The sequence below is a fragment of the Georgenia phoenicis genome, assembly GCF_047302425.1.
Taxonomy (GTDB): Bacteria; Actinomycetota; Actinomycetes; order Actinomycetales; family Actinomycetaceae; genus Oceanitalea.
Genome location: NZ_CP154855.1, coordinates 1,193,515 through 1,217,906, shown reverse-complemented (window position 1 = coordinate 1,217,906; position 24,392 = coordinate 1,193,515). Strand labels below are relative to the sequence as shown.

The following is a 24,392-nucleotide window of genomic DNA, read 5'->3' as shown; positions in this document are numbered from 1 at the left end:
CATGGCCATCCACGCCGGTGCCTTCGACACCCTCCAGCTCTCCGGCGTCGGCCGCAGCTTCGGCGGCCACGACGCGCTGCGGGACCTCGACCTCACCATCCGCTCCGGGGAGTTCATCGCCCTGCTCGGCCCCTCGGGCTGCGGGAAGTCCACGGCCCTCAACTGCCTCGCCGGGCTGCTGCCGCTCACCCACGGCACGATCACGATCGACGGCGAGCGCATCGACACCCTCCCGGCCGAGCAGCGCGGCTTCGGGATGGTCTTCCAGAACTACGCCCTCTTCCCCCACCTGAGCGTGGAGAAGAACGTCGCCTTCGGCCTGCAGATGCGCGACGTGCCCAAGGCGGAGATCAAGCGGCGCGTCGCCGAGGCGATCGCGCTCGTCAAGCTCGAGGCGCACGCCCGCAAGCTGCCCGGCCAGCTCTCGGGCGGCCAGCAGCAGCGGGTGGCGATCGCGCGCGCCGTCGTCCTCGAGCCGCGGCTGGTCCTCATGGACGAACCGCTGTCCAACCTCGACGCCAAGCTCCGCCTCGACATGCGCACCGAGATCCGGCGGCTGCACCAGAGCCTGGGCCTCACCACCGTCTACGTCACCCACGACCAGGAGGAGGCGCTGTCCATGGCCGACCGCCTCGTCGTGCTGCGCGAGGGACGGGTGCAGCAGGTCGGCACGCCCGAGGAGGTCCACACCCACCCCGTCAACTGGCACGTCGCCGACTTCATGGGCTACCGCAACATGGTCGACGTCACGGTGGCACAGACGGGCGCGGGGGCGTCCGTCGTCGTCGAGAACGCCGACTTCCGGCTCCCGGCGACGGCGGTGGACGCCGTCGCCGCCGGGGACCGGGTGCGCCTGGCGATGCGTCCGGAGGACATGCGCGTGTCGACCGGCGACGACGGGATCCCGGCCCAGGTGGCCGTCGTCGAGTACCACGGGCGGGAGTTCGCCGTCGGGGCGACGACGGAGTCCGGGACCACCGTCCACGTGCGCAGCGAGCACGCGCCCCGGCCCGGGGACCGGGTACGGCTGAGCATCGACCCGACCCGGGCGCTCGTGTTCCGTACCGCGCTCGACGGCGAGCGGCTCACCGACGTGGAGCGCGACCTGGAGGAGGTGCGGACGTGAGCGGCACCCGGAGCACCGCGAGCCTCCAGCACCGGCTGGCGGAGCGCGGCATCGACCGCTCCCTCCTCCTCGTCGTGCCGGCGGTCCTCTTCACCCTCGCGCTGTTCGTCTACCCCTTCGCCTACGGGCTGGGGCTGACGATCCAGCCGAGCGCGGCGATCCGGGAGCAGTGGGGCGGCGGGATCCTGGCGAACTACGTCGCCTTCTTCTCCGACCCCTTCTTCCGCGACTCGATCTGGATCACCATGCGGCTGGCGCTGCCGGCGGCGCTGTTCAACGTGCTCGCCGCCGTGCCCGTGGCCTTCAAGCTGCGGCGCAAGTTCCGCGGCAAGCGGGCGCTCACCACGCTGCTCGTCCTGCCGATCGCGCTGGGGACCGTGCTCACCGCGCAGGGGCTGCTCATCTTCGCCGGGCGTCAGGGGTGGCTCAACCGCCTCCTCATGGACATCGGGCTCATCGACCAGCCGCTCACCCTGGTGATGAACTACACCGGCGTCTTCCTGTCCCTGGTGATCTCCGGCTTCCCCTTCGCCTTCCTTCTCATCTCCTCCTACCTCTCGGGCATCGACCCGTCCCTCGAGGCGGCGGCGACGACGCTCGGCGCGGGGTGGTGGCAGCGCTTCCGGCGCATCATCATGCCGCTGCTCGCCCCGGGCCTGGCGACGACTTTCGTCCTCACCTTCGTCCTCGCCTTCTCCGTCTTCCCCTCGGCGCGCCTGGTCGGTGATGCCACCGGGGAGACACGGGTCATGGCCCTCATGGCCTACCGGGCCTTCGGCGAGCAGATCGACTACCCGATGGCCTCGACCGTGGCCATCCTCATGGGCGTCGTCGAGCTCATCGTCATCGCCCTCGTCCTGCTGTGGCGCTCCACCCTGTACAAGGGCTCGACCGGAGGGAAGGGCTGATGGCCGCCATCGAGAGGGTCGGCACGCCGACCGGGACCAGACGGCGGATCGTCGCCACCCCCACGACCTGGGTGGTGTGGTTCCTCGCCGCGCTGTTCTTCGTCTTCCTCATCGGGATCCTCGTCTCGGTGCTCGTCGACTCCTTCGCCGGGCAGTGGTTCAGCACCTGGCTGCCGGTGGAGTGGACCACCGAGTGGTACGCGGCGGCCTGGGACCGCTTCGACCTCGCCCACGTCCTGGCGGTGACGCTGGGGGTGGCGGTCGCCGTCGTCGTCCTGTCCACGCTCATCGGGGTGCCGGCCGCCTACCTGCTGGCGCGGCGCAGCTTCCCGGGGAAGCGGCTGCTCACGCTGCTCTTCCTGCTGCCGATCATCATCCCGCCGATCACCTACGGCATCCCGCTGGCCACCGTCATGTACAACGCCGGGCTGGGGCGCACGGTCGTGGCCGTCGTCCTCGTCAACCTCGTGCCGTCGGTGCCCTTCGTCATCATGACGATGACGCCGTTCATCGAGCAGATCAACCCGGCGATCGAGAACGCCGCGCGGATGTGCGGCGCGACGATGAAGGACGTCTTCGTCCGGATCCTCGCCCCGCTCCTCATCCCGGGGATCCTCGCCGCCTCGATCCTCGTCCTCGTGCGGACGGTGGGGATGTTCGAGCTGACGTTCCTCGTCTCGGGGCCCCGCTCGGACACGCTCGTCGTGGCGATCTACCGGGCGATGACCTCCGCCGGCGGCGCCGAGGCCCGCCAGCTCGTCTCGTCGATGGCGGTGCTCTACACGGGCACGATGCTCGCGATCCTCATCGTCGCGCTGCGCTTCATCAACCCCACCCAGCTGGTGGCGCGCGTGCAGGACGCCAAGGACGCCGACTGACGGCGGCTTTCCGCCTCCCCCGCAACGTGAGGGGTTCGGGTCTCGTGGAGATCCGAACCCTTCACGTTGTTCCTACGCGCTCGCGAGCGCCACCCGCAGCCGCGCGGCGTACTCCTCCGGCTCGCCCGCGGCGTAGCGGGCGCGCGGCCAGAAGAAGCCGCGCAGCCCGTCCCCCTTCGTGCGGGGCACGACGTGCGCGTGCAGGTGCGCGACGCTCTGGCTGACGACGTTGTTCATCGCGACGAAGGTGCCCTGCGCGCCGAGCGCCTCCGGCACCACGGCCGCCACCCGCCGCACCTGGGCGAAGAAGGGACCGACGAGCGCGTCGGGCAGCTCGGGCAGGGTGACGACGTGCTCACGCGGCACGACGAGCGTGTGCCCCTTGAACACGGGCCTTACGTCGAGGAAGGCGACGACGTCGTCGGTCTCGAGCACGACCTGCCCCGCCTCCGTCCCCGCGACGATCCGGCAGAACACACACCCCTGGTCCGCGGCCATCCCCCGATGATGGCACCGCTCGCCCCCGGAGTCTGGTATCTGTCGACGATGAGCGCACACCGCATGCCCGCGACCGGCGAGCCCGTGGAGACCGACGTCGCCGGCGTCGCCCAGGAGGTCTCGACCGGCTCGCTGCCCGAGCAGTCACGCATCGCCTCGCTCGTGCGCGACGTCCACGAGCGGTACCGCACCCGCGACGACGGCGTCGTCGCCGACTACGTCCCCGTTCTCGCGCAGGCCGACCCCGCCCACTTCGGCGTGTGCGTCGCCGTCACCGACGGCACGCTGCACGCCGCGGGGGACGCCGACGTCGAGTTCACCATGCAGTCGATCTCCAAGGCCTTCGTCTACGCCCTCGTCAGCGAGGCCTACGGGCACGAGATCGTCCGCGAGCGCGTCGGGGTCAACAACACCGGCCTGTCCTTCAACTCGGTCATGGCGCTGGAGCTCAACGGCGGCCACCCGATGAACCCCATGGTCAACGCCGGCGCCCTCGCGACGACCGCGCTGCTCCCCGGCGGCCCCCCCGAGGAGAAGTGGCAGCTCCTGCACGCGGGCCTGTCCCGCTTCGCGGGCCGTCCGCTCGAGCTCGACGACGTCGTCTACCGCTCCGAGGCGGCGAGCAACCACCGCAACCGGGGCATCGCCCAGCTGCTCGAGGGCTACGGCCGCATCGAGGGCGACTCCCTCGCCGTCCTCGACGTCTACACGCGCCAGTGCTCCCTGCGGGTCACCGCCCGCGACCTCGCCGTCATGGGTGCCACCCTCGCCGACGGCGGGGTCAACCCGCTGACCCGCGAGCGGGTCGTCTCGGCCGAGGTCTGCCGCGACACCCTCGCGGTGCTCGCGGCGACCGGCATGTACGAGCGCTCGTGCGAGTGGCTTTTCGAGATCGGCATCCCCGCGAAGTCCGGGATCGGCGGCGGGATCGTCGCCGTCGCCCCCGGCAAAGGGGCGCTCGGCACCTACTCGCCGCGGCTGGACCGGGCGGGCGCCAGCGTCCGCGGGCAGCTCGCCGCGGCGCACCTGTCCCGGACCCTGGGCCTCAACCTCTTCGCCTCCGGGGTCCACCCGGAGGGCGGTCCTAGCGCTTGACGACGTTGTTGCCGAAGCGGCCGATGCCCTCGACCTCGACCTCGACGCGCTGGCCCGGGCGCACCGGCCCGACGCCGGCGGGCGTGCCGGTGAGGATGATGTCGCCAGGGAGCAGGGTGAAGATCGTCGAGACGTAGGCGATGAGCTCGGGCACGCCGCGCACCATCTGGGAGGTGCGCCCGTCCTGCCGCAGCTCCCCGTCCACCCACGCGCGCACGGCGACGTCGGAGACGTCGAGGTCCATCGCGAGGAAGGGGCCCGTGGGGCAGGAGGTGTCGAAGGCCTTGCCGCGCGTCCACGTCGTGTCCGCGCGCTGGGCGGCGCGGGCCGTGACGTCGTTGGCCACCGTGTAGCCGAACACGTGGTCCAGCGCCTGCTCGGCGCTCACGTTCTTCGTCATGCGGGAGACGACGACGGCGAGCTCGGCCTCGTGGTCCACCTCCTCCGCGTAGCCGGGGACGACGATCGGGTCGTCCGGGCCGGTGACGGAGGTGTTGGGCTTGAGGAAGAGGATCGGCTCCTCGGGGACCTCGTTGCCCATCTCGGCCGCGTGCTCGGCGTAGTTGCGGCCCACGCCCACGACCTTGGAGCGCGGGATGACGGGCGAGAGGAGGCGGACGTCGTCGAGCGAGACGCGCTCACCGGTCGTGGCGACCGGCATGAACAGCGGGTCCCCCTTGAGCACCACCAGGTCGGTGGAGCCGTCCTCGAGGATGCCGTAGCGGGGGCTGTCCCCCGTGGTGAACCGTGCGATGCGCATGGGGGCAACGGTACCCGGGCGCACGGGCCCGTCCGGGCGGGTCGCACCTTCCGCACCTCAGCGGGTGCCGGGAGTGGCGACGGGTGACCGAGACGTACGACCCGAGCGCTCGGGGGTGCGACGCACGAGCCTCCCGGCCGCCGCGGTTGCGAGGGCGGCGCAGGCCGCCGCGACCGCCAGGCGCAGGCCGGTGGGCCACAGCCCGCGCGTCACGACGTCGGTGTCGCGGACCTGCGCCTCGGGGAGCAGACCGGTGGCCAGCTGGAAGCCGGCGACCCCGTAGTTCCCGCCTCCCGGGACGGCGCTCAGCCGCTGCGGCTCGCCGCCGTCCAGCGGGACCGCCGTGAGCCAGTAGAGGTCGGTGGCGGCGGGATCGTCGGGGGTGTCGAGGAAGAGGGCCTCGCCCGCCCTCGTCCACCCGAGCAGGCCGTCCCAGCCGATCGCCGTACCCGGGACCCGCGCGGGGACCGGCGCGCCCGTGCCTGCGGCGTCGACGAAGGCGGTGCCCCGACCCTGGCCGCCCTGGGCCGTCACCGCGAGGAGTCGTCCGTCCGGGGACCAGGGCCCGTCGAGGACGTGGTGGTCGGGGAAGGGCAGCGTCCGGAGCACGGCGCCGTCGCGGTCGAGGACCTCGAGGACACCGCTCCGGTCCGCGTCCCGCGCGGCCCGGTGCACCGCCAGCTCCGTGCCGTCCGGGGAGAAGGCCGCCGCCATGACGTCGGGGTGGTCCGGCAGGGTCCGGGCCTCCCCGGTGGTGAGGTCGAGCAGGCCGAGCTCGCCGGAGCCGGCACCCCAGGGATCGGCCGCCTCCTCGGTCCTGGCGTAGGCGAGCAGCGTGGAGTCGGGCGACCAGGCGAGCGGGAAGTCACTGCCCGCCCCGGGCACGACGTGCCGCGTGCTCCTTCCGGTGGCGAGGTCGACCACGACGACGTCCGGCCAGGCCGTCTGCCACCGGCCGACGGCCACCCGGGTGCCGTCCGGGGACAGGAGCATGGGGCCGGCGTCCCCCACCGCCCCGCGACCCTCGGCGGCGTCGAGGCGGCGGTACCCCTCGCCGTCGGCCCCCGCGACGACCGCCTGCGGGAAGTCCAGGAGCTCGACCCCGAAGCCGTGCTGGTAGACGGCCACGGCCCGCCCCGGCGGTGACGCGGAGACGCTGCCGGTGAGGTAGGAGTAGTCGGCGAAGCGCGCGGGGATGACGGCCGGGCCGGCGGTGGCGTCCGGCCCGAACCACCGCCCGGGCAGCAGCCAGCCCGGGAGCAGTGCGAGGACGACGCCCATCACGAGCACGGTGAGGCCGATCGTCCCCGGCGACGGCGCCGGTGACCTCATGGCCGGACGGTAGCAGCGCGCCCGCCCGCGTGGTGAGGGTTTGCGAGGCTGCCCGCTTCGCGATGGGTCGCACCTTCTGTTCCTCGCTGGGTGCAGGGACGGGCGACCGCTGATCGAGACGTACGACCGAAGCGCTCCCGGCGTCGCCTTCGTCGACGGCGTCGCGGACGAGCGGTACAACCTCGAGGTGCTCTTCGGGAACCTCTCGCCGCAGGAGGCCGCGGAGCAGCTGACCGCCGACGTCGAGGACATGCTCGAGTAGCCGGACGGGCGCCCGGGACCGAGGAACCGCCGGGCGCCCTTGCCCGGCGGTGGCGGCGCGGGTCAGTCGTGCGCGTGCCCGTCCTCGCCGTCGTGCTCGTCCGACGCCGGCGGGAAGCCGGTCGCGACGGCCAGCTCGTTGGGCACGTGCGGGAGCTCGTAAGTGCGCACGACCACCCCCGTGGCGAGGTCGACGGCGTGGAGCTCGCGCGCCGCGGGCTCGGTGACGTAGGCGACGCCGTCGGCGGCCTGGAGCGCCGGCCGCGGCTCCTGCCAGGCCAGCGGCTCCTCCCACGGCCCGACGACGTCGACCCGGCGGAGCTCCTCACCGGTCTCGTCGTCGATGACGCGCAGGCTCCCGTCGGTCGTCAGCACGAGCGCCTGACCGTCCAGGCCGCGGCCGAGCGAGCGGAAGGTGTAGCTCGCCCCGAGGTCGACGAGCCGCAGGCTGTCGGTGCGCGTGTCGATGAGCGCGACCCTCTCGGGCCGCTCGAGCTCGGCCTCCGGGTCGACCTTGTAGTCGCCGAGGACGACGGCGGACTCGCTGGAGCCGGCCAGGTTCCCTGACCTGGCGTACTCGTCCTCGACCGTCACCTTGTGGAACGCCCCGTCGCGCAGGACGAGCGGGCCGTCCTCGCAGCCGACGACGACGGCCTCCCCCGCCGCCACCGCCTCACCGTGCAGGCCCGGGCAGCTCCCCGCGGCCAGCTCCTCACCGTCGGGGCCGACGAGGGCGGCACCGGTCCGCCCGTCCTCGGTGCCCACGCTGACGAGCATCGTGTCGTCGGACAGCGTGACGGCCACGCCGTGGTGGGGGTCGGGGGCGGTCCACGTCTCGCCCTGCGGCGTCCCGTCGGCGAGCTCGGCCGGGTCGATGACCTGCACCTCCCCGGTGCCGTCGGCGAAGAGGGCCGTGCGCCCGGCGTGGGTGACGACGTGGCCGGGGACGTCGGCCGCCAGGACGGTGTCCGTGAGAGCGGGAGCCGAGGCGTAGTAGTGGTGGTGGTCGCCGTGGCCCTCGACCAGCAGGCCGGTGTCGTAGGCCTGGAAGCCCTCCGCGGTGGAGACGAGGACGTGCCTGCCGTCCCCCGCGGGGTTGACGCGGAGGAACCCGCTCAGCGGCACGTCGTCGAGCACCTCACCGGTGCCGGTGTCGACGGTCATGACGCCACCGTCGTAGGTGAGGACGACGCGGGGGTCGAGCGTGGCGACCTCGACCGGCTCGTTGGCCGGCGTCTCGGCCGCGGGTGAGGGATGGGCGTCGTCGGCGCCGCCGGGCGCGCACGCCGCCAGGGCGAGGGTCGCGAGCAGGCCGAGCGCGGGAAGCGCGCGGCGAGAGGTGATGGGCACGGGCAGGTCTCCTTCGTCGTGTGGCGCGCCGGAAGAGGCGCGCGCCACACGTTAGAGAATGAGAATCGTTCTCGTCAAGGCGCTGGGCGCGTCGGAGGATGCCGCTTCCGTCGCACCTTCTGCTCGCGAGAGAGCGCGCAGGAGGGCGACCCGAGACCGAGAAGGGCGACGGAAGCGCGAGGGGTGCGGGCGGACGGGCGCCTACGCTGGGCGCGTGAACCAACGGATCGTCGGGGTCGACATCGCCCGGGGGCTGGCGGTCCTCGGGATGTTCGTCGCCCACCTCGGTGACGCCGGTCCCGGCGGCGTGCACTCACCGGCGTGGTTCGTCGTCGCGGACGGACGACCCTCGGCGATGTTCGCGATCCTCGCGGGCCTGTCGATCGCCCTGTTCACCGGCGGCCGCACCGTCCCGCAGGGGCCGGCCCTCACCCACGGCTGGCTGCGGGTGGCCACGCGTGCCGGCGTCGTCCTGGTCATCGGCCTGCTGCTCACCGCGCTCGGGACACCGGTGGCCGTCATCCTCCCGTCCTACGCGGTGACCTTCCTGCTCGTCGCCCCGTTCATCGCGCTGCGCCCGGTGGTCGTGGGGCTCCTCGCCGTCGTGGCGGCGGTCGTCGGTCCCACGCTCCTGGCGGTGCTCCTCCGCCCCGGCACCCGCGGGACTGCGCCGGTCCAGGTGGAGCGGGGCGACAACCTGCTCCTCGACCTCGTCCTCACCGGCTACTACCCGGCGCTCGTGTGGATCGCGTACATGCTCCTCGGCCTGTGCGTGGGCCGGCTGGACCTGCGCTCCCCCACCGTCCAGGCCCTCCTCGGCCTCACCGGGCTGGGTCTGCTGCTCGTCGGCTACGGCGGCGGGGACTACCTGCGCGGCGTGGTGCAGCCGGCCACCCCGCTCGCCGAGCAGCTGCTGCGCACCGACCCGCACGCCGACGCCACCTTCGAGGTGGTGGGCAACTCGGGCGTCGCCCTGCTCGTGCTCGCCGTCGTCCTCGCGCTCACGACGCTGCCCGCCACCGCCCGCGTGAGCCGCACGGTGCTGTACCCGGTGGCGGCCACCGGGGCGATGGCGCTGACCGCGTACTCGGCGCACATCGTCGCCATCGCCGTCCTCGGCAGCGCCGTCGTCTGGTACCCCGAGTCCAACGCCGTCCTGCTGTGGTTCGTCCTCGTCACCCTCGCGGTGTGCACGCTGTGGACCCGCTTCGTCGGCCGCGGCCCGCTCGAGTGGCTCATGCGCCTGGTGACCGTCGGGAGCTACCGGCCGCCCGTGGCCCCCAGCCGGGTCTGAACCGCCCGCCCGCGGTGCCACCGGCGGACCGGCGACCCCGCGGGGTCCTCACCCGCAGGCGGCTGGCGCGTACGCGGCGACCTCGCGGACGGCGGCGCCGTCGGCTGACCGGGCGGTGACGACGACCCGACCGGTCAGCTGTCCGTCGGTGGGCCCGCTGAACGCCGCGGTGAACGAGCGCCGCGGCGAGTAGGCGGGGAACTCCCGCGTGCCGTGCTCCGAGCTCATCGTGACGGCGACCGGCACACCCGCGGGGTTCTGGGCGTTGACGAGGACGTGCACCCGGTCCGTCCCCAGGCACCGCGCCCGCACCGTGACCTCGAGGTCGAGGGCCTCGTCCCCGAGCCCCGCGTCGCGGAAGTGCTGGGAGTGGGTCGCGAAGGAGTCGGCAAGCCGCGGCATCCAGCACGCGTCGTTGTGGCGGCCCTCGGGGTACACCGCCGCGGTGTGCGGCACGCCCCGGGCGCTGAGGTCCGCCGACATCGTGCGCACGGCGTTGTCGAAGCGGTACTCGTCAGCCTCGCAGGCGTCGAGGAAGAGGTCGTAGTGCCCCAGCTCGTCCTCCGTCATCCCGGCAACCTGCGCCACCGGCGTGGGCTTGCCGCCCTGCGCGAAGGACAGCGCCCCCATGTGCGAGGCGAGGCTTGAGAACGTCCCGGGGTTCTCCAGCCCGATCGAGTAGGCGCCGAAGCCACCCATGGAGATGCCCGTCAGCGCCCGGTAGTCGGCCGAGTCCAGCGTGCGGTACTCGGCGTCGACCATCGGGACGAGCTCGGTGAGGAACATCGAGCGCCACGGGACGGCCGGGGAGTCGACGTACCAGAGCGACTCGCCGTCGGGCATGACGACGATCGACTCCGCCAGGCCCTGCTCCCACAGGCCGTCGAGCACCTCGTCGATGTTGCGCGGCTCCCACTCGCGGGCGCCGCCGTTGATGCCGTGCAGCAGGTAGACGACGGGGAACTCACGCTCAGGGTCCTCCAGGTACGACGGCGGCAGGTAGGTGACGAGCTCACGCGGCTTCCCCTCGAGCTCTGAGTCCACGCTCTCGCGGAAGAAGCGCGAGTGGTTGCCCTCCTCCCGCAGGGTCGCCCGGTCGATCGCGAGGAACTCCTGGGTGGTCTCCTGGAACTGCCTCGTCTCGCCGGCGACGGTGCCGACGATCGAGCGGTTGGTGTCGACGAGCAGGCGTCCGTCCTCGGACGCAACCACCTCGACCTCCCGGTCCACGAGCTCGAGGGTGCCGGCCTCGTCCAGCCAGGCGGCCAGCTCCCGGGCACGTCGGTCCTTGTCTCGGCCGTCGTGGAAGTAGTCCTCGGCGACGGTGTCGAGATAGGCCTCGAGGTCGCCGGCGGCGAGCGCCGCACGCTGCGTGTCGAGCAGGGCCCGGACCTCCCGGGCGAGGGACTCCTCCGCGGGCACCCCGCGGATCCCGTGGACGTTCTCCCGGATCTTGTCCTTGGAGAACAGGCCGATCGGCCCCTGGTACCAGCCGCCACCGCCGTTCATGTCGTACATGCGGACAGCGAGCGTGTTGGTCCCCCCGAAGACGGGGGCGTCGGCGGGCACCGGGTACAGCCGGCGCTCGAACCAGGCGGAGCGGGCGTCGGGCGGGAACTGCCCGGAGCCGCCGATCCGCACACCGTTGAGGAAGGCCTCGTCGACGTCGTCGAGGTAGCCCAGGGAGGCGACGAGGTTGGTCCCCTCGGCGTCGGCGGGCAGCTCGAAGTCGACGCGGTACCAGCCGTAGCCGTCCTCGTCGGCCCACTCGGCGCCATCCTCGGGGACGGTGAGCTCCTGCCAGGCGGAGTCGTCGAGGTCCGGGTCGCTGTACCGGGCGTCGTCGCCCTTGGTGAACCTCCACGTGCCGCTGAGGTCGATCTCCACTCCTGCCGGCTCGTCGGCGTCGGCCGGCAGGGCCACGCCGAGGGAGACGGTGGCGACTGCTGCGGCAGCCAGGGCGGCCAGGCCGCGGGTGCGTGCCGGTCGGGTCGTGCTCATGAGAAAACCCCCTTGTTCTCGTCGGTGCGCCGCCAGGCGCGTGCCTCGCGGCGGCCCTGCACTGTGGGGCGCGTGCTCGCCCGCCCGTGGGTGCCGGCCGAGGGCCGGCACCCACGGGCGTCCGGGTGGGGTCAGTCGGCCACCGGGATGGCCTGCGCCTCGAGCGCGTCGACGGTCGCGGACTCACCGTCGGCGAGCGCCTCCTGCAGGGTGCCCTGCCCGTCGGCCGCGCGGCGGAAGCCGTCGGAGACCGCGGTGTAGGTCTCGGTCATGAGCGGGCCCCACACGAAGTCGGGGTCGACCGTCTGGGCGGCCTCGGCGAAGACGTCGTAGATCGGCTGCCCGCCGAAGAACTCCACGCCCTCCCCGAGGATCGGCAGCTCCAGCCCCGCCGTCGTCGCGGGGTAGATGTTCGCCGACTCGTTGAGCAGCGTGAGCGCCTCCTCGGAGGTGTTGAGCCACAGGATGAACTGGGTGGCCTCGTAGAGGTGCTCGGTGCCCTCGAAGACGGCGATCGAGGAGCCACCCCAGTTACCGGAGGCGGTGTCCCCCTCGCTCCACTGCGGGGCCGGCGCCACCGCCCACTTCCCGGCGGTGTCGGGGGCACCGCTGGCGATGGTGTTCGCACCCCACACGGCCGAGGGCCAGGACCACACCTCGCTGCGGTTGAAGGCCTCGTCCCACTCCGGCGTCCACGCGGGGTAGGTCGCCACGAGGTCGCGCTCGAGCAGGTCCTGCCAGTACGCGGCGACCTGCTCCGACTCGTCACCGGTGAGGTGCACCGACCAGCCCTCCTCGGAGTTGCTGAACCAGTCACCCCCGGCCTGCCACACGAGTCCCGCGAACTGGTTGATGTCCACCTGCGAGAAGTTCGTGATGTAGCCGCCGGCCGCCCGGACCTCCTCGGCAGCCTGCGCGTACTCCTCCCACGTCGTCGGGACCTCGATCCCGTGCTCCTCGAAGAGGTCGGCGCGGTAGAACAGGGCCATCGGCCCGGAGTCCTGCGGGATTCCGAAGACGGCGTCCTCGTCACCGAGGGTGACCTGGCCCCAGGTCCAGTCGATGAACTCGGACTCGGCGGCGACGACGTCCTCGCAGGCCGCGAGGTTCTCCAGGCCGCCCTGCGCGACGAAGTTCGGCAGCGCGTCGTACTCGATCTGGCCGATGTCCGGCGCGTTGCCGGCCTCGAGCTGGTTGAAGAAGTTCTGGTAGGTGCCCGAGTTGCCGTTGGGGCCGGTCTGGACGCGGACCTGGATGTCCGGGTTCTCCGCGTTCCACAGCTCCGCCGCCTCCTCGATCCCGGGGATCCAGGAGGTGAAGTCGAGCTCGACCGCGCCCTCGCTCGGCTCGCACGCGGCCGCGTCGGGCGCGCCCTCGTCCTCGGCGCCGCCACCGCACGCCGTGAGCGTGAGCGCGAGCGCCGCTCCCCCGGCGACCAACGTCATTGTCTTTCGCATGACTGCATTCCAATCTCTGGTGCGCTGCCCAGCAGCGGGGTCACTGCTGGGGTCTTACTTCAAGGAGCCGGCGGCCAGGCCCGAACGCCAGTACCGCTGGAGCAGGAGGAAGGAGATGATGAGCGGGATGATCGAGAGCATCGCGCCGACCAGGACGTAGCCCCGGAACTCGGGGATCTGGTTGATCTGGGTGTTCCAGGAGTAGAGGCCGAGGGTCACCGGGAAGAGCGACTCGCTGCGCAGCATGATGAGCGGCAGGAAGAAGTTGTTCCAGATGCCGACGAACTGGAAGAGGAAGATCGTCACGAGCGAGGGGAACATCAGCCGCACGGACATCCCGAAGAAGGTCCGCAGCTCCCCCGCGCCGTCGAGCCGCGAGGCCTCGAGGAGCTCGTCCGGGACGGCCGCGCTCGCGAAGACGCGGGTGAGGTAGACGCCGAAGGGGCTGACGATGCTCGGGAGGAGCACGGCCCACATCGTGTTCGTGAGGTTGACCTGGCTGAAGATCAGGAACAACGGCAGCGCCAGGGCGGTGGCCGGCACGAGCACGCCGCCGAGGACGACGTTGAACAGCAGCTCGCGCCCGCGGAAATGGTACTTGGCCAGCGCGTACCCGCACATCGAGGCGAGCAGGGTGGCGACGAGCGCGCCACCGCCGGCGTAGACGACGCTGTTGAGCATCCAGCGGAGGTAGACGCCGCCGTTGTGGTCGAGCAGCGCGGAGATGTTCTCCCCGAGGTTGATGTCGGCGAACCACAGGCCGTTCGTCGTCGTCAGCTGCTCGCGGCTCTTCGTCGAGGCGACGAGGAGCCACCACACCGGCACGAGGAAGTACAGGGTGAACACGCCCATGACGAGCATGGCACCGGTGCGCGAGAGCAGGCTCTCGCGGGCGCCGCGACGGGGCGTGTCGGTCCGGGTCAGGATGCTCATCGGTCACCTCGTTGGGTCAGCTTGAGGAAGCCGAACGACAGGATGAAGGTGCCCAGCGCGAGGATCACCGACATGGCGGCGGCGAGGTTCGTGTTGGGGACCGAGGCCGTGGTGTAGATGGCCAGGTTCGGCGTGTAGGTGCTGTTGACGGCCGCGCTGAAGGTGCGGAACACCTGCGGCTCGGCGAGCAGCTGCAGGGTGCCGATGATCGAGAAGACGGCGGTGAGGATGATCGCGGGCCGCACGAGCGGCACCTTGATCGCCCACGCGATGCGCACCTGACCGGCGCCGTCGAGCTTGGCGGCCTCGTGCAGCTCCCCCGGCACCGCGAGCAGCGCGGAGTAGATGATGAGCATGTTGTAGCCGACGAACACCCAGGTGACGACGTTCGCGATGGATGCGAGGACCAGCTCCCCGGACAGGAAGGGGATCGTCTGGGTCACCGAGGTGAATGGGGAGAGGTTCGGGGAGTAGAGGAAGCCCCACATGATGGCCGCGATGACGCCCGGCACCGCGTACGGCACGAAGTAGGCCAGGCGGAAGAAGCGCTTGCCCCGGACGAGCGGGGAGTCGAGGAGGAGCGCGAAGACCAGCGCGAGCCCCAGCATGACCGGCACCTGGACGATGCCGAAGGCGAGCATGCGGACGACGGACTCCCAGAACGGGGCGTTCTCGAAGACCGCCGCGTACTGGGCCAGCCCGCCGAACACCTCGGTGGGCGGCCCGAAGGTCCCCTCGCGCTCGATGACGAGGGTCGACTTGTAGATCGCGTACCCGATGGGCAGCAGGTAGAAGAGGCTGAAGAACAGCCCGAACGGGGTGATGAGGGCGAGGACCGCTCCTCGGTGCCGGTTCGCGGTGGCCGGTGGGCCGGTTCGCGCACGTCTCACGACTCGTGCTCCTTCACGACTCGGACGCCACCTGCGGGGACCTCGAGCAGGTGGTCGATGGTGGCGCCGGTGAGGAGCTCGGTCCCGGACACCGGGACCTGCCGCTCCGCACCGCCGTGGTTGACGGCGAAGAGGAAGGACCCGGAGGGCCCGGTCCTCCGGATGAGCTCCAGCTCGTCGTCGCCGGCCGACGCGGCGAGGCCCGCGTCGGCGACAGCCGCGCCCAGCTGCTCGCGCAGCGCGGCCGGCTCGAGGTGGGTGCTGCAGTACCAGGCCACCCCGCTGCCGCGGGCGTGGCGGGTGACGGCTGCGTGACCGGCCGCGGGGCCGTCGGTGTAGCTGAGCACGGTCTGCGCGGCGACCGGCTCGAGCCGCTCGGTCCACAGGCTCGCGGTGCTCCCGTCGCTCAGCCGCACCGTCTGGGACGGCGCGAGCGGGAGGAACTCGTCGGAGCGGGCGGAGACGGTCTCCCGGAAGGCCCCGGGGTACCCGCCCAGCCGGACGGCGTCCCGCTCGTCGACGATGCCGCTGTTGAAGCCGATCCACGCGTGCCCGCCGGCCTGGACCCACTCATCGACGACACGTGCGTCGGCGTCGCGGACGAGGTGGAGGCTGGGGACAAGGAGGAAGCGGTAGCCCTCGAGCGACTGCCCCGGGGCGACGACGTCAACGGTGAGGCCGAGAGCGCGCGCCGCGCCGTACAGGTGGTGGACCTGCTGGAGGTAGTCGACCTCCTGCGTGGGCCGGGCCTCCCCCTCGGCGGCCCACCAGGACTCCCAGCTGAAGACGAGGGCCGCCTGGGCCTGCACGCGCGTGCCCCGGACCTCCGCCAGCGCCCGGACGGCGCGCGACACGTCGAGCGTGGTGCGCCACGTCGTACTGTCGGTGCCGGCGTGCGGCAGGAGGGCGGAGTGGTACTTCTCCGCGCCCTGGCGCGAGGCCCGCCACTGGAAGTAGCAGATCCCGTCGGCGCCGCGGGCGATCTGGGTGACGGCGTTGCGGACCGCCTCGCCCGGGCCCTTGGCCAGGTTGTGCGGCTGCCAGTTCACCGCCCCGACGCTCGACTCCATGAGGAGCCACGGGCGCCCCTGGGCCAGGCCGCGGGTGAGGTCGGCGGCGAAGGCGAGCTCGGCGGTCGGTGCCGCGAGGCGGTGGTCGAGGTAGTGGTCATTGGCCACGAGGTCCATCTCCGGCGCCCACGTCCAGTAGTCCATGTTGCGGATGTGGGCGGTGACCATGAAGTTCGTCGTCACCGGCGCGCTGCTGTGCCGGCGGATGACCTCCGCCTCGGCGCGGTAGTGGTCGAGCAGCTGGTCGGAGCTGAAGCGGTGGAAGTCGAGGACGTGCGCGGGGTTGCGGATGGACAGCGTCGCCCGGGGCGGCAGGATCTCCGACCACTCCCCGTAGCGCTGGCTCCAGAACGCCGTGCCCCACGCGGCGTTGAGCGCCTCCACCGTCCCGTACCTGCGCTCCAGCCACCGCCGGAACGCGGCCGCGCACGAGTCGTCGTAGCACAGCGCGTTGTGGCAGCCGAGCTCGTTGGACACGTGCCAGACGGCGAGGGCCGGGTGGTCGCCGTACCGGCGGGCGACCTCCTCGACCAGGCGCAGCGCGTAGCGCCGGAAGGTCGGGGAGCTCGGGCAGAACGCCTGGCGCCCGCCGGGGTACCGGCGGGTGCCGTCCTCCACCATCGGCAGCACCTCGGGGTACCGGGCCGTCAGCCACGGCGGCGGGGAGGCGGTGGCCGTCCCGAGGTTCACCCGGATGCCGTTCTCGTGGAGGAGGGCGACGACCTCGTCGAGGTCGGAGAAGTCGAACTCGCCCTCGCGCGGCTCGACGTGCGACCAGCCGAAGATGTTGACCGCGACGAGGTTGACCCCGGCCTCGCGCATGAGGGCGACGTCCTCACGCCACGTGGCGGGGTCCCACTGCTCGGGGTTGTAGTCGCACCCGAAAACGAGTCCATCGGTCAACGAGGACACGTCGACATTCTGATACACCGGGAAATCGCTCCAATTCTGTGCACGTGCACAGATGTGGCCGCGCAGAAACTCCGCGCTGAGTCTGTGAACGTGCCCAGAGTAGGACCGGCGTCTCTGGCCTGTCAACACACCGGCGTGGCATAGTGCAGAGGTGTCCACCCCCCGAAGGCGCGTCACCGTCCACGACGTGGCGCGCGAGGCCCGCGTCTCCCGCGGCACCGTCAGCCGCGTCGTCAACGGCGAGCGCTACGTGTCCACCGAGGCCCGAAAGGCCGTCGAAGCCGCGATTCTGCGCACCGGGTACGTCCCGAGCCGGGCGGCCCGGACCCTCGTCCGGCAGCGGGCGCAGGCGGTGGGTTTCGTCGTCCACGAGCCGCACGCGATGTTCGTCGACGACCCCAACATCGGCCGGCTCCTCCTCGGCGCGAACCGGGCCCTGTCCGCCGCCGACCACCAGATGCCGACCCTCATCTTCGATTCCGACGAGGATTCACAAAGAATCGTCCGCTATCTCGGCGGAGGAGTCGTCGACGGCGTCATTCTCGTCTCCGCCAGGGAGCACGACCCGATCACCGATGCCGTACGTAATCTCGGCCTCGCCACCGCATTCATCGGAAATCCCCGGAACGAGATGCCGTGGGTCGGTATCGACAACGAGGACGCCGCGCACTCCATCACCAGCCGCCTGCTCGAGACGGGTCGGCGGAAGGTCGGGATGATCGCGGCGGGCATGGACCGCGACTCCGGCAGCGACCGGTACGCCGGGTTCCGCCGGGCGCTCGGTGACCGCTTCGACGAGGGGCTCGTCGTCCGGGTCGACCACTACTCCTTCGCCGACGGCGTCACCGGCATGCGGGAGCTCCTCGCCCGCTGCCCGGACGTCGACGGCGTCTTCGCCGCGTCCGACGCGCTTGCCGCAGGCGCGATCGACACCCTCAACGAGGCCGGGCGCCGCGTCCCGCAGGACGTCGGCATCGTCGGCTTCGACGACAGCGGCTGGGCCCAGCGCTGCCGGCCCCAGCTGTCGACCGTGCGCCAGCCCGCGGAGGCCCTCGGGGCAGCCGCCGCCGCACTCGTCCTCGCCCAGCTCGAGGGCCGCCCGGTCGTCTCCGGCAGCCTCCTCGAGACTCCCGTCGTCTGGAGGGACTCCGCGTGACCGCCCCTGCTGCTCCCCGCCCCGTCCACCTCCGCCGCGGCGGGACGAGCGTGCTCCTCGACGCGGCCGGGGACGTCCCGTCGATCGTCCACTGGGGGCGTGACCTCGGCGAGCTGGACCACGCCGCGCTCGCCGCGCTGTGCGGCGTGGCCGTGCGCGGGGTGGCCCACAGCTCCCCCGACGTCCCGCGCGCGCTCACCGTGCTCCCCTCCGAGCGGGACGCCTGGGCCGGTCACCCGGCCGTCGCCGGCCACACCGAGGGGCGCGGGCAGTTCCCGCGCTACGTCGTGGAGCACGCGGCGACGACGGCGGAGGTCACCTTCACGGCGCAGGACCCGCGGGCCGGCCTGCGCGTGGTGCGCCGCCTCTCCCTGTGCGAGGCCGGGCTGCTCCACGTCGACACGACCGTCGAGAACCGGTCCGCGCTCCCCTACGACCTCTCCGCGGTCACCGCCGTCATGCCCGTGCCGGGCCGCGCGACCGAGCACCTCGACTTCTCGGGCCTGTGGGTCGCCGAGCGGCAGCCCCACCGCAGCACCCTGCGCCCCGGCTCCCACTCACGCGAGGGGCGCCGCGGCCGCCCTGGTCACGACAGCCCCTTCCTCGGCGTGCTCGGCACCCCCGGCTTCGGCTTCCGGCGCGGTGAGGTGTGGGCCGTGCACCTCGCGTGGAGCGGCAACCAGCGCTACGTCCTCGACGCCCTGCCCGAGGGAGCCGGCGCCGCCGCCACCGCGCTCGGCGCGGGCGAGCTGCTCGCCCCCGGCGAGGTCCGCCTCGCCCCGGGCCAGGTCCACGAGGCACCCACCGTGGTCTTCGCGTGGTCCGACGCCGGCCTCGACGGGCTCGCGGCACGTTTCCACTCCTTCCAGCGTGCTCGCGCGCGCCAGCCGCAGACCCCCGCCCCGCTGCTCGTCAACACCTGGGAGGCGGTGTACTTCGACCACAGCCACGCCGCCCTGCGCCCGCTCGTCGAGGCGGCGGCGAGCGTGGGTGCCGAGCGCTTCGTCCTCGACGACGGCTGGTTCACCGGCCGCACCGACGACACGCGCGCCCTCGGCGACTGGGTCGTCGACCCGGAGCGCTGGCCCGAGGGCCTCCACCCGCTCGTCCGCGACGTCCGCGCCCGCGGCATGCAGTTCGGCCTGTGGGTCGAGCCGGAGATGGTGAGCGCACACTCCGCCGTCGCCGAGGCGCACCCCGAGTGGCTGCTCGTGCCGCCGGACGACCCCGGCCCGACGGCGCGCCACCAGTACCCGCTCGACCTCACCCACCCGGACGCCTACCGCCACCTCGCCACGGCGCTCGACGCGCTCGTCGAGGAGTACGGCGTCGACTACCTCAAGTGGGACCACAACCGCGACCTGCTCCAGGCGCAGGACGCGGCGGGCTCCCCCGCCGTCCGCGCCCAGACCAGCGCGGTCTACCGCCTCATGGCCGAGCTCCGGGAGCGTCACCCGACGCTCGAGATCGAGTCCTGCGCGAGCGGCGGCGGCCGGGTCGACCTCGGCATCGCGCGCCACGTCGACCGGTTCTGGGCCTCGGACTGCAACGACCCCGTCGAGCGGCTCGAGCTCGAGCGGTGGACCACGCTGCTCGTCCCGCCGGAGATGGTCGGCACCCACCTCGGCGCGCCGCGGGCGCACACCACGGGCCGGGTCACCGACCTCTCCTTCCGGCTCACCGCCGCCCTCCTCGGCCACTCGGGCATCGAGTTCGACCTCACCACCGCCAGCGCGGACGAGCTCGCCACCATCACCCGCTGGACCGGCTACTACCGGTCGCTGCGTCCCCTCCTGCGCACGGGGACGGTGGTCAACGCCGACGACGTCGACGACGGCGCGGTCCTGCGCGGCGTCGTCGCGCCCGACGGCGGCCGCGCGACCTACGTGTGGGCACGCACCGCCGTCGCCCGCCCGCCCCGGCCGGGACTCACTCCCCTGCCCGGGCTCGACGACGGCGCGACGTACCGCGTCGTCGTCCGCGAGCCCTTCGGACCCGCTCGCCGCGCCGAGCGCACCGACCCGCCCTGGGTGCGCGACGGCGTCGTCCTCGGCGGCGACGTGCTCTCCGGCGTCGGGGTGCTGCTCCCGGTTCTCGCGCCGCAGAGCGCCGTCCTCGTCGAGGCGGAGCGGGTCGGGTGAGCACCGGCCAAGCGACCGAAGTCTCGCGCCGAATCGCTTGCGCGCCCAACCGCGGAGCGACAGCATGAACGAACGACGCACCACCCGAAGGGACCCCCTGTGACATCGAGCACGCTGACCGCGGACACACGGCACGCCGCACTGGCCGAGATGAGCGACTCCGACGGGCTGGACGTGCTCGTCATCGGCGGTGGTGTCACCGGCGCGGGCATCGCCCTGGACGCCGCCACGCGCGGTCTGCGCACCGGCATCGTCGAGGCGCAGGACTGGTCCTCGGGCACCTCGAGCTGGTCGAGCAAGCTCGTCCACGGCGGGCTGCGCTACCTCCAGATGCTCGACTTCAGCCTCGTCCACGAGGCGCTCACCGAGCGTGACCTCCTCATCAAGCACCTCGCGCCGCACCTGGTCAAGCGGGTGCCCTTCCTCTACCCGCTCGAGCACCGAGTGTGGGAGCGGGCCTACGTCGGCGCCGGCATCGCGCTCTACGACACGCTCGCCGGCATCGCCCCCGGCAAGCGCGCCATGCCGCTGCACCGCCACCGCAGCCGCTCGCGCATGGAGCAGCTCTTCCCCGACCTGCGCCACGACGCCGCGGTCGGCGCCGTCCAGTACTGGGACGCGAGCGTCGACGACTCCCGCCTCGTCACCACCCTGGTCCGCACGGCCGCCGCCTACGGTGCGCTGGCCGCCAACCGCACGCAGGTCGTCGGGCTGTCCAAGGACGCCTCCGGCCGCGTCGACGGCGCGCAGGTCAAGGACCTCGAGACCGGTGAGGTCCTCGACGTCAAGGCTCGCCACGTCATCAACGCCACCGGCGTGTGGACCGAGGAGACCGAGTCGCTCTCCGGGTCGGACGGCGGCCTGCGGGTCCTCGCGTCCAAGGGCATCCACATCGTCGTGCCGCGCGAGCGGATCCGCGGCGACGTCGGCCTGATCCTCCAGACCGAGAAGAGCGTCCTGTTCATCATCCCGTGGTCGCGCTACTGGATCATCGGGACGACCGACACCCCCTACGAGCACGACCTGCGCCACCCCGTGGCCACCAAGGCGGACATCGACTACGTCATCGAGCACGCCAACGCCGTCCTCAAGACCCCGCTCACCCGCGACGACGTCATCGGCACCTACGCCGGCCTGCGTCCGCTGCTGCAGCCGGGGACCAAGGAGGGCACGTCGTCGGCGAAGGTGTCGCGCGAGCACACGGTCGCCTCCCCCACCCCGGGCCTCACCGTCATCGCCGGCGGCAAGCTCACCACCTACCGGGTCATGGCCAAGGACGCCGTCGACTTCGCCCTCGGGGACGAGGCCAAGCGCCTGCCCTCGATCACCGAGCGCATCCCGCTGCTCGGTGCGGTCGGGCTCCAGGCGGTGCGCCGCCGCGCCCAGCGCCACGCCTCGCGCTTCGGCTGGTCCAGCGCCATGGTCGACCACCTCCTCCACCGCTACGGCTCGATGCTCGAGGAGCTCGTCACGATGGTCGAGGAGCAGCCGGACCTCGGCCGGCCCCTCGAGCACGCCCCCGCCTACCTGCGCGTCGAGGTCGCCTACGCGGCCCGGCGCGAGGCGGTCCTCCACCTCGAGGACGTCATGGTGCGCCGCACCCGGCTCGTCTACGAGGTCAGCGACAGCGGCCTGGCGGCCGTGCCGGAGATCGTCGACGTCATCGCCCCGATCCTCGGGTGGGACGAGGAGCGCCGGCAGGCGGAGATCGACGCGTACACGGCACGCTGCGAGGCCGAGCGTGCCGCCGCCGAGGCACCGGACGACGAGGCCGGTGAGCGGGCCCGCCAGCAGGCACCGGACATCGTGCCGATGACCCCGCTGGCCTAGCCTCCACGACACCCCGACGGCGCAAGGCCGCGCCGTCGGGTCCAACAGAAAGAGAGGACAACGTGGACTTCTCCCTGATCTTCCTGCCCGAGGTGCTGGGCACGGCGACGCTCATCCTCCTGGGATGCGGCGTCGTCGCCAACCACCTCCTGCCCGACTCGAAGGGACAGGGCGGCGGCTGGCTGCTCATCAACTTCGGCTGGGGCCTGGCGGTCTTCGCCGGCGTGTTCGTCGCCTACTCCACGGGTGCGCACATCAACCCGGCCGTCACCGTCGGCCTGTGGGCCGCCGACAAGCCGTTCTTCCCCGGCAACGAGGACCTCGACCTGCCGGTCATCGAGGCGACGGCGGGCAACGCGCTCGTCTACTTCGCCGCCCAGATTCTCGGTGCCTTCATCGGCGCCGTCCTCGCCTGGCTCGCGTACAAGAAGCACTTCGACCGGGAGGCGCCGGCGCCCATCAAGCTCGCCGTCTTCTCCACCGGGCCGGAGATCCGCAGCTACGGCTGGAACGTCGTCACCGAGGTCATCGCGACCTTCGTCCTCGTCTTCGTCATCGTCGCCTTCGGCTTCACCCCCTCCGGGCTCGGCCCCCTCGCCGTCGCCCTCCTCGTCGTCGGTATCGGTGCCAGCCTCGGTGGCCCCACCGGCTACGCCATCAACCCCGCACGTGACCTCGGTCCCCGCATCGCGCACGCGGTGCTGCCCATCCGGGGCAAGGGCTCCAGCGACTGGGGCTACTCGTGGGTGCCGATCGTCGGCCCGCTCGTCGGTGGCGCCCTCGGTGGCCTCGCCGCCGCCAACCTCCTGTGACCCTCCCCGGCAACCGAAAGGACCGACATGGCTGACTACGTCCTCGCCATCGACCAAGGCACCACCAGCTCCCGCGCAATCGTCTTCGACCACGCGGGCACCATCCACTCCACCGGGCAGATGGAGCACGAGCAGATCTTCCCGCGCGCCGGCTGGGTCGAGCACGATCCCGTCGAGATCTGGCGCAACGTCCGCGAGGTCGTGAGCATCGCCCTGTCGCGTGGCGACCTCACCCACCGCGACATCGCCGCCGTCGGCATCACCAACCAGCGCGAGACCACCGTCGTGTGGGAGAAGAGCACGGGCAAGCCCGTCTACAACGCGATCGTCTGGCAGGACACCCGCACCCAGAAGATCGTCGACGAGCTCGCCGGGGACGAGGGCCCGGAGAAGTACAAGAAGACCGTGGGCCTGCCCCTCGCGACGTACTTCGCCGGGCCGAAGGTCAAGTGGATCCTCGACAACGTCGACGGCGCCCGGGAGAAGGCGGAGGCCGGCGAGCTGCTCTTCGGCACCACCGACACGTGGGTGCTGTGGAACATGACCGGTGGCCCCAACGGCGGCGTCCACGTCACCGACGTCACCAACGCCTCGCGCACGATGCTCATGAACATCGACTCGCTCACGTGGAACGAGGACATCGCCCGCGACATGGGCATCCCGATGTCGATGCTCCCCGAGATCCGCTCCTCCTCCGAGGTGTACGGCAAGGGCCGCGAGGGCGGCTTCGTGCCCGGTGTGCCGATCTCCGGCATCCTCGGTGACCAGCAGGCGGCGACCTTCGGGCAGGCGGCCTTCGAGGTCGGCAGCGCGAAGAACACCTACGGCACCGGCAACTTCCTCCTCCTCAACACCGGCACCGAGCTCGTCCACAGCGAGAACGGCCTGCTCACCACGGTGGGCTACAAGATCGGTGACCAGCCGCAGGTCTACTGCCTCGAGGGCTCCATCGCCGTCACCGGTTCCCTCGTCCAGTGGCTGCGTGACAACCTCGGGATCATCAAGGACGCCCCGGAGATCGAGAAGCTCGCCGCGACGGTCGAGGACAACGGAGGGGCCTACTTCGTCCCGGCGTTCTCCGGGCTCTTCGCCCCGTACTGGCGCTCGGACGCGCGCGGCGCGCTCGTCGGGCTCACCCGGTACGTCAACAAGGGCCACATCGCGCGGGCCGTGCTCGAGGCCACCGCCTACCAGTCCCGCGAGGTCGTCGACGCGATGAACGCCGACTCCGGCGTCGACCTCAAGGAGCTCAAGGTCGACGGCGGCATGGTCGCCAACGAGGAGCTCATGCAGTTCCAGGCCGACATCCTCGGCGTCGACGTCGTGCGTCCCAAGGTGACCGAGACGACGGCGCTCGGCGCCGCCTACGCGGCCGGTATCGCCGTCGGCTTCTGGAACGGTGAGCAGGACGTCGTCGACAACTGGGGCGAGGACAAGCGCTGGACCCCGTCGATGGACGAGGCCGAGCGCGAGCGCCTCTACCGCAACTGGAAGAAGGCCGTGACGAAGACCTTCGACTGGGTCGACGAGGACGTGGACTGACCCCACACTCCCCCGCCCCACCGCGCCCAGAGCCGGACTCCTCCACCGAGGAGTCCGGCTCTCGGCGTTCGTGCGGGGGTGTGTCCCACCAGGTGATACCCGGCCGGCACAGTGGTTGGACATTCAAGCGTCGTGACGTAGCGTCG

Annotated in this window: 20 protein-coding genes; 11 read left to right on the top strand and 9 right to left on the bottom strand. The window is 72.1% G+C overall.

The window, feature by feature from the left end; all coding sequences use genetic code 11:
• Position 1 precedes the first annotated feature (1 nt).
• The 3 genes from AA0005_RS05850 to AA0005_RS05840 are packed head-to-tail and all read left to right on the top strand — an operon-like array spanning position 2 to position 2,912.
• Positions 2 to 1,126, top strand: a complete 1,125-nt coding sequence (locus AA0005_RS05850) for an ABC transporter ATP-binding protein (protein ID WP_413452472.1) — start codon at positions 2 to 4, stop codon at positions 1,124 to 1,126.
• Entirely contained in the window at positions 1,123 to 2,034 is a 912-nt protein-coding gene (locus AA0005_RS05845; RefSeq protein ID WP_413452471.1) for an ABC transporter permease, read from the top strand. Before AA0005_RS05850 ends, AA0005_RS05845 begins: the two co-directional genes overlap by 4 nt.
• The gene (locus AA0005_RS05840) at positions 2,034 to 2,912 is read left to right on the top strand and encodes an ABC transporter permease (RefSeq protein WP_413452470.1); all 879 of its coding nucleotides are present in this window, start codon (positions 2,034 to 2,036) and stop codon (positions 2,910 to 2,912) included. Before AA0005_RS05845 ends, AA0005_RS05840 begins: the two co-directional genes overlap by 1 nt.
• Positions 2,913 to 2,984: 72 nt before the next feature.
• On the opposite strand, the gene AA0005_RS05835 is transcribed toward AA0005_RS05840, so the two are convergent.
• Positions 2,985 to 3,410 (bottom strand): HIT family protein, encoded by a 426-nt coding sequence (locus tag AA0005_RS05835; RefSeq protein ID WP_413452469.1) that lies wholly within the window; start codon positions 3,408 to 3,410, stop codon positions 2,985 to 2,987.
• A 48-nt stretch (positions 3,411 to 3,458) separates the two neighbouring features.
• Between AA0005_RS05835 and glsA the strand changes: the two genes are divergently transcribed.
• Positions 3,459 to 4,505: a glutaminase A gene (glsA, locus tag AA0005_RS05830; RefSeq protein WP_413452468.1), complete on the top strand. Its 1,047-nt coding sequence runs from the start codon at positions 3,459 to 3,461 to the stop codon at positions 4,503 to 4,505.
• Here the strand turns inward: glsA and AA0005_RS05825 are convergent.
• Positions 4,495 to 5,265, bottom strand: coding sequence for a fumarylacetoacetate hydrolase family protein (locus AA0005_RS05825; RefSeq protein ID WP_413452467.1), 771 nt, complete (start codon positions 5,263 to 5,265; stop codon positions 4,495 to 4,497). The genes glsA and AA0005_RS05825 overlap by 11 nt on opposite strands.
• Positions 5,266 to 5,322: 57 nt before the next feature.
• A complete protein-coding gene (locus AA0005_RS05820) occupies positions 5,323 to 6,597 on the bottom strand; it encodes a hypothetical protein (RefSeq protein ID WP_413452466.1) in 1,275 nt (424 codons plus the stop codon).
• Between the two features lie 40 nt (positions 6,598 to 6,637).
• Between AA0005_RS05820 and AA0005_RS05815 the strand changes: the two genes are divergently transcribed.
• Positions 6,638 to 6,859, top strand: a complete 222-nt coding sequence (locus AA0005_RS05815; RefSeq protein WP_413452465.1) for a hypothetical protein — start codon at positions 6,638 to 6,640, stop codon at positions 6,857 to 6,859.
• Between the two features lie 62 nt (positions 6,860 to 6,921).
• Here the strand turns inward: AA0005_RS05815 and aztD are convergent, their stop codons facing one another.
• Positions 6,922 to 8,208 (bottom strand): zinc metallochaperone AztD, encoded by a 1,287-nt coding sequence (aztD, locus tag AA0005_RS05810; RefSeq protein WP_413452464.1) that lies wholly within the window; start codon positions 8,206 to 8,208, stop codon positions 6,922 to 6,924.
• 214 nt (positions 8,209 to 8,422) lie between these two features.
• Here aztD and AA0005_RS05805 point away from each other — a divergent pair, with 214 nt between their 5' ends.
• Positions 8,423 to 9,502: a DUF418 domain-containing protein gene (locus AA0005_RS05805; RefSeq protein ID WP_413452463.1), complete on the top strand. Its 1,080-nt coding sequence runs from the start codon at positions 8,423 to 8,425 to the stop codon at positions 9,500 to 9,502.
• A gap of 48 nt (positions 9,503 to 9,550) precedes the next feature.
• Here AA0005_RS05805 and AA0005_RS05800 read toward each other — a convergent pair whose 3' ends face one another.
• The 5 genes from AA0005_RS05800 to AA0005_RS05780 form a co-directional block, all read right to left on the bottom strand.
• Positions 9,551 to 11,503: an alpha/beta hydrolase-fold protein gene (locus AA0005_RS05800; RefSeq protein ID WP_413452462.1), complete on the bottom strand. Its 1,953-nt coding sequence runs from the start codon at positions 11,501 to 11,503 to the stop codon at positions 9,551 to 9,553.
• A 131-nt stretch (positions 11,504 to 11,634) separates the two neighbouring features.
• A complete protein-coding gene (locus tag AA0005_RS05795) occupies positions 11,635 to 12,960 on the bottom strand; it encodes an ABC transporter substrate-binding protein (protein ID WP_413452461.1) in 1,326 nt (441 codons plus the stop codon).
• A 54-nt stretch (positions 12,961 to 13,014) separates the two neighbouring features.
• Positions 13,015 to 13,893, bottom strand: coding sequence for a carbohydrate ABC transporter permease (locus AA0005_RS05790; RefSeq protein WP_413452460.1), 879 nt, complete (start codon positions 13,891 to 13,893; stop codon positions 13,015 to 13,017).
• Positions 13,890 to 14,783 (bottom strand): carbohydrate ABC transporter permease, encoded by an 894-nt coding sequence (locus AA0005_RS05785; RefSeq protein WP_413452459.1) that lies wholly within the window; start codon positions 14,781 to 14,783, stop codon positions 13,890 to 13,892. The genes AA0005_RS05790 and AA0005_RS05785 overlap by 4 nt, the downstream gene beginning before the upstream one ends.
• Entirely contained in the window at positions 14,780 to 16,765 is a 1,986-nt protein-coding gene (locus AA0005_RS05780) for a beta-galactosidase (RefSeq protein ID WP_413452458.1), read from the bottom strand. The genes AA0005_RS05785 and AA0005_RS05780 overlap by 4 nt, the downstream gene beginning before the upstream one ends.
• A gap of 151 nt (positions 16,766 to 16,916) precedes the next feature.
• Here AA0005_RS05780 and AA0005_RS05775 point away from each other — a divergent pair, with 151 nt between their 5' ends.
• From AA0005_RS05775 to glpK, 5 genes are all read left to right on the top strand, one after another.
• Complete coding sequence (locus AA0005_RS05775) at positions 16,917 to 17,921, top strand: LacI family DNA-binding transcriptional regulator (protein WP_413452457.1); 1,005 nt, start codon at positions 16,917 to 16,919, stop codon at positions 17,919 to 17,921.
• Positions 17,918 to 20,062 carry an alpha-galactosidase gene (locus tag AA0005_RS05770; protein WP_413452456.1) on the top strand — a complete coding sequence of 715 codons (2,145 nt, stop codon included), beginning with the start codon at positions 17,918 to 17,920 and terminating at the stop codon, positions 20,060 to 20,062. Before AA0005_RS05775 ends, AA0005_RS05770 begins: the two co-directional genes overlap by 4 nt.
• Before the next feature lie 150 nt (positions 20,063 to 20,212).
• On the top strand, positions 20,213 to 21,892 hold the full coding sequence (locus AA0005_RS05765) for an FAD-dependent oxidoreductase (protein WP_413452455.1): 1,680 nt from the start codon (positions 20,213 to 20,215) through the stop codon (positions 21,890 to 21,892).
• Between the two features lie 62 nt (positions 21,893 to 21,954).
• The gene (locus AA0005_RS05760) at positions 21,955 to 22,704 is read left to right on the top strand and encodes an MIP/aquaporin family protein (RefSeq protein WP_413452454.1); all 750 of its coding nucleotides are present in this window, start codon (positions 21,955 to 21,957) and stop codon (positions 22,702 to 22,704) included.
• Between the two features lie 27 nt (positions 22,705 to 22,731).
• Positions 22,732 to 24,246 carry a glycerol kinase GlpK gene (gene glpK, locus AA0005_RS05755; RefSeq protein ID WP_413452453.1) on the top strand — a complete coding sequence of 505 codons (1,515 nt, stop codon included), beginning with the start codon at positions 22,732 to 22,734 and terminating at the stop codon, positions 24,244 to 24,246.
• Positions 24,247 to 24,392: the final 146 nt, after the last annotated feature.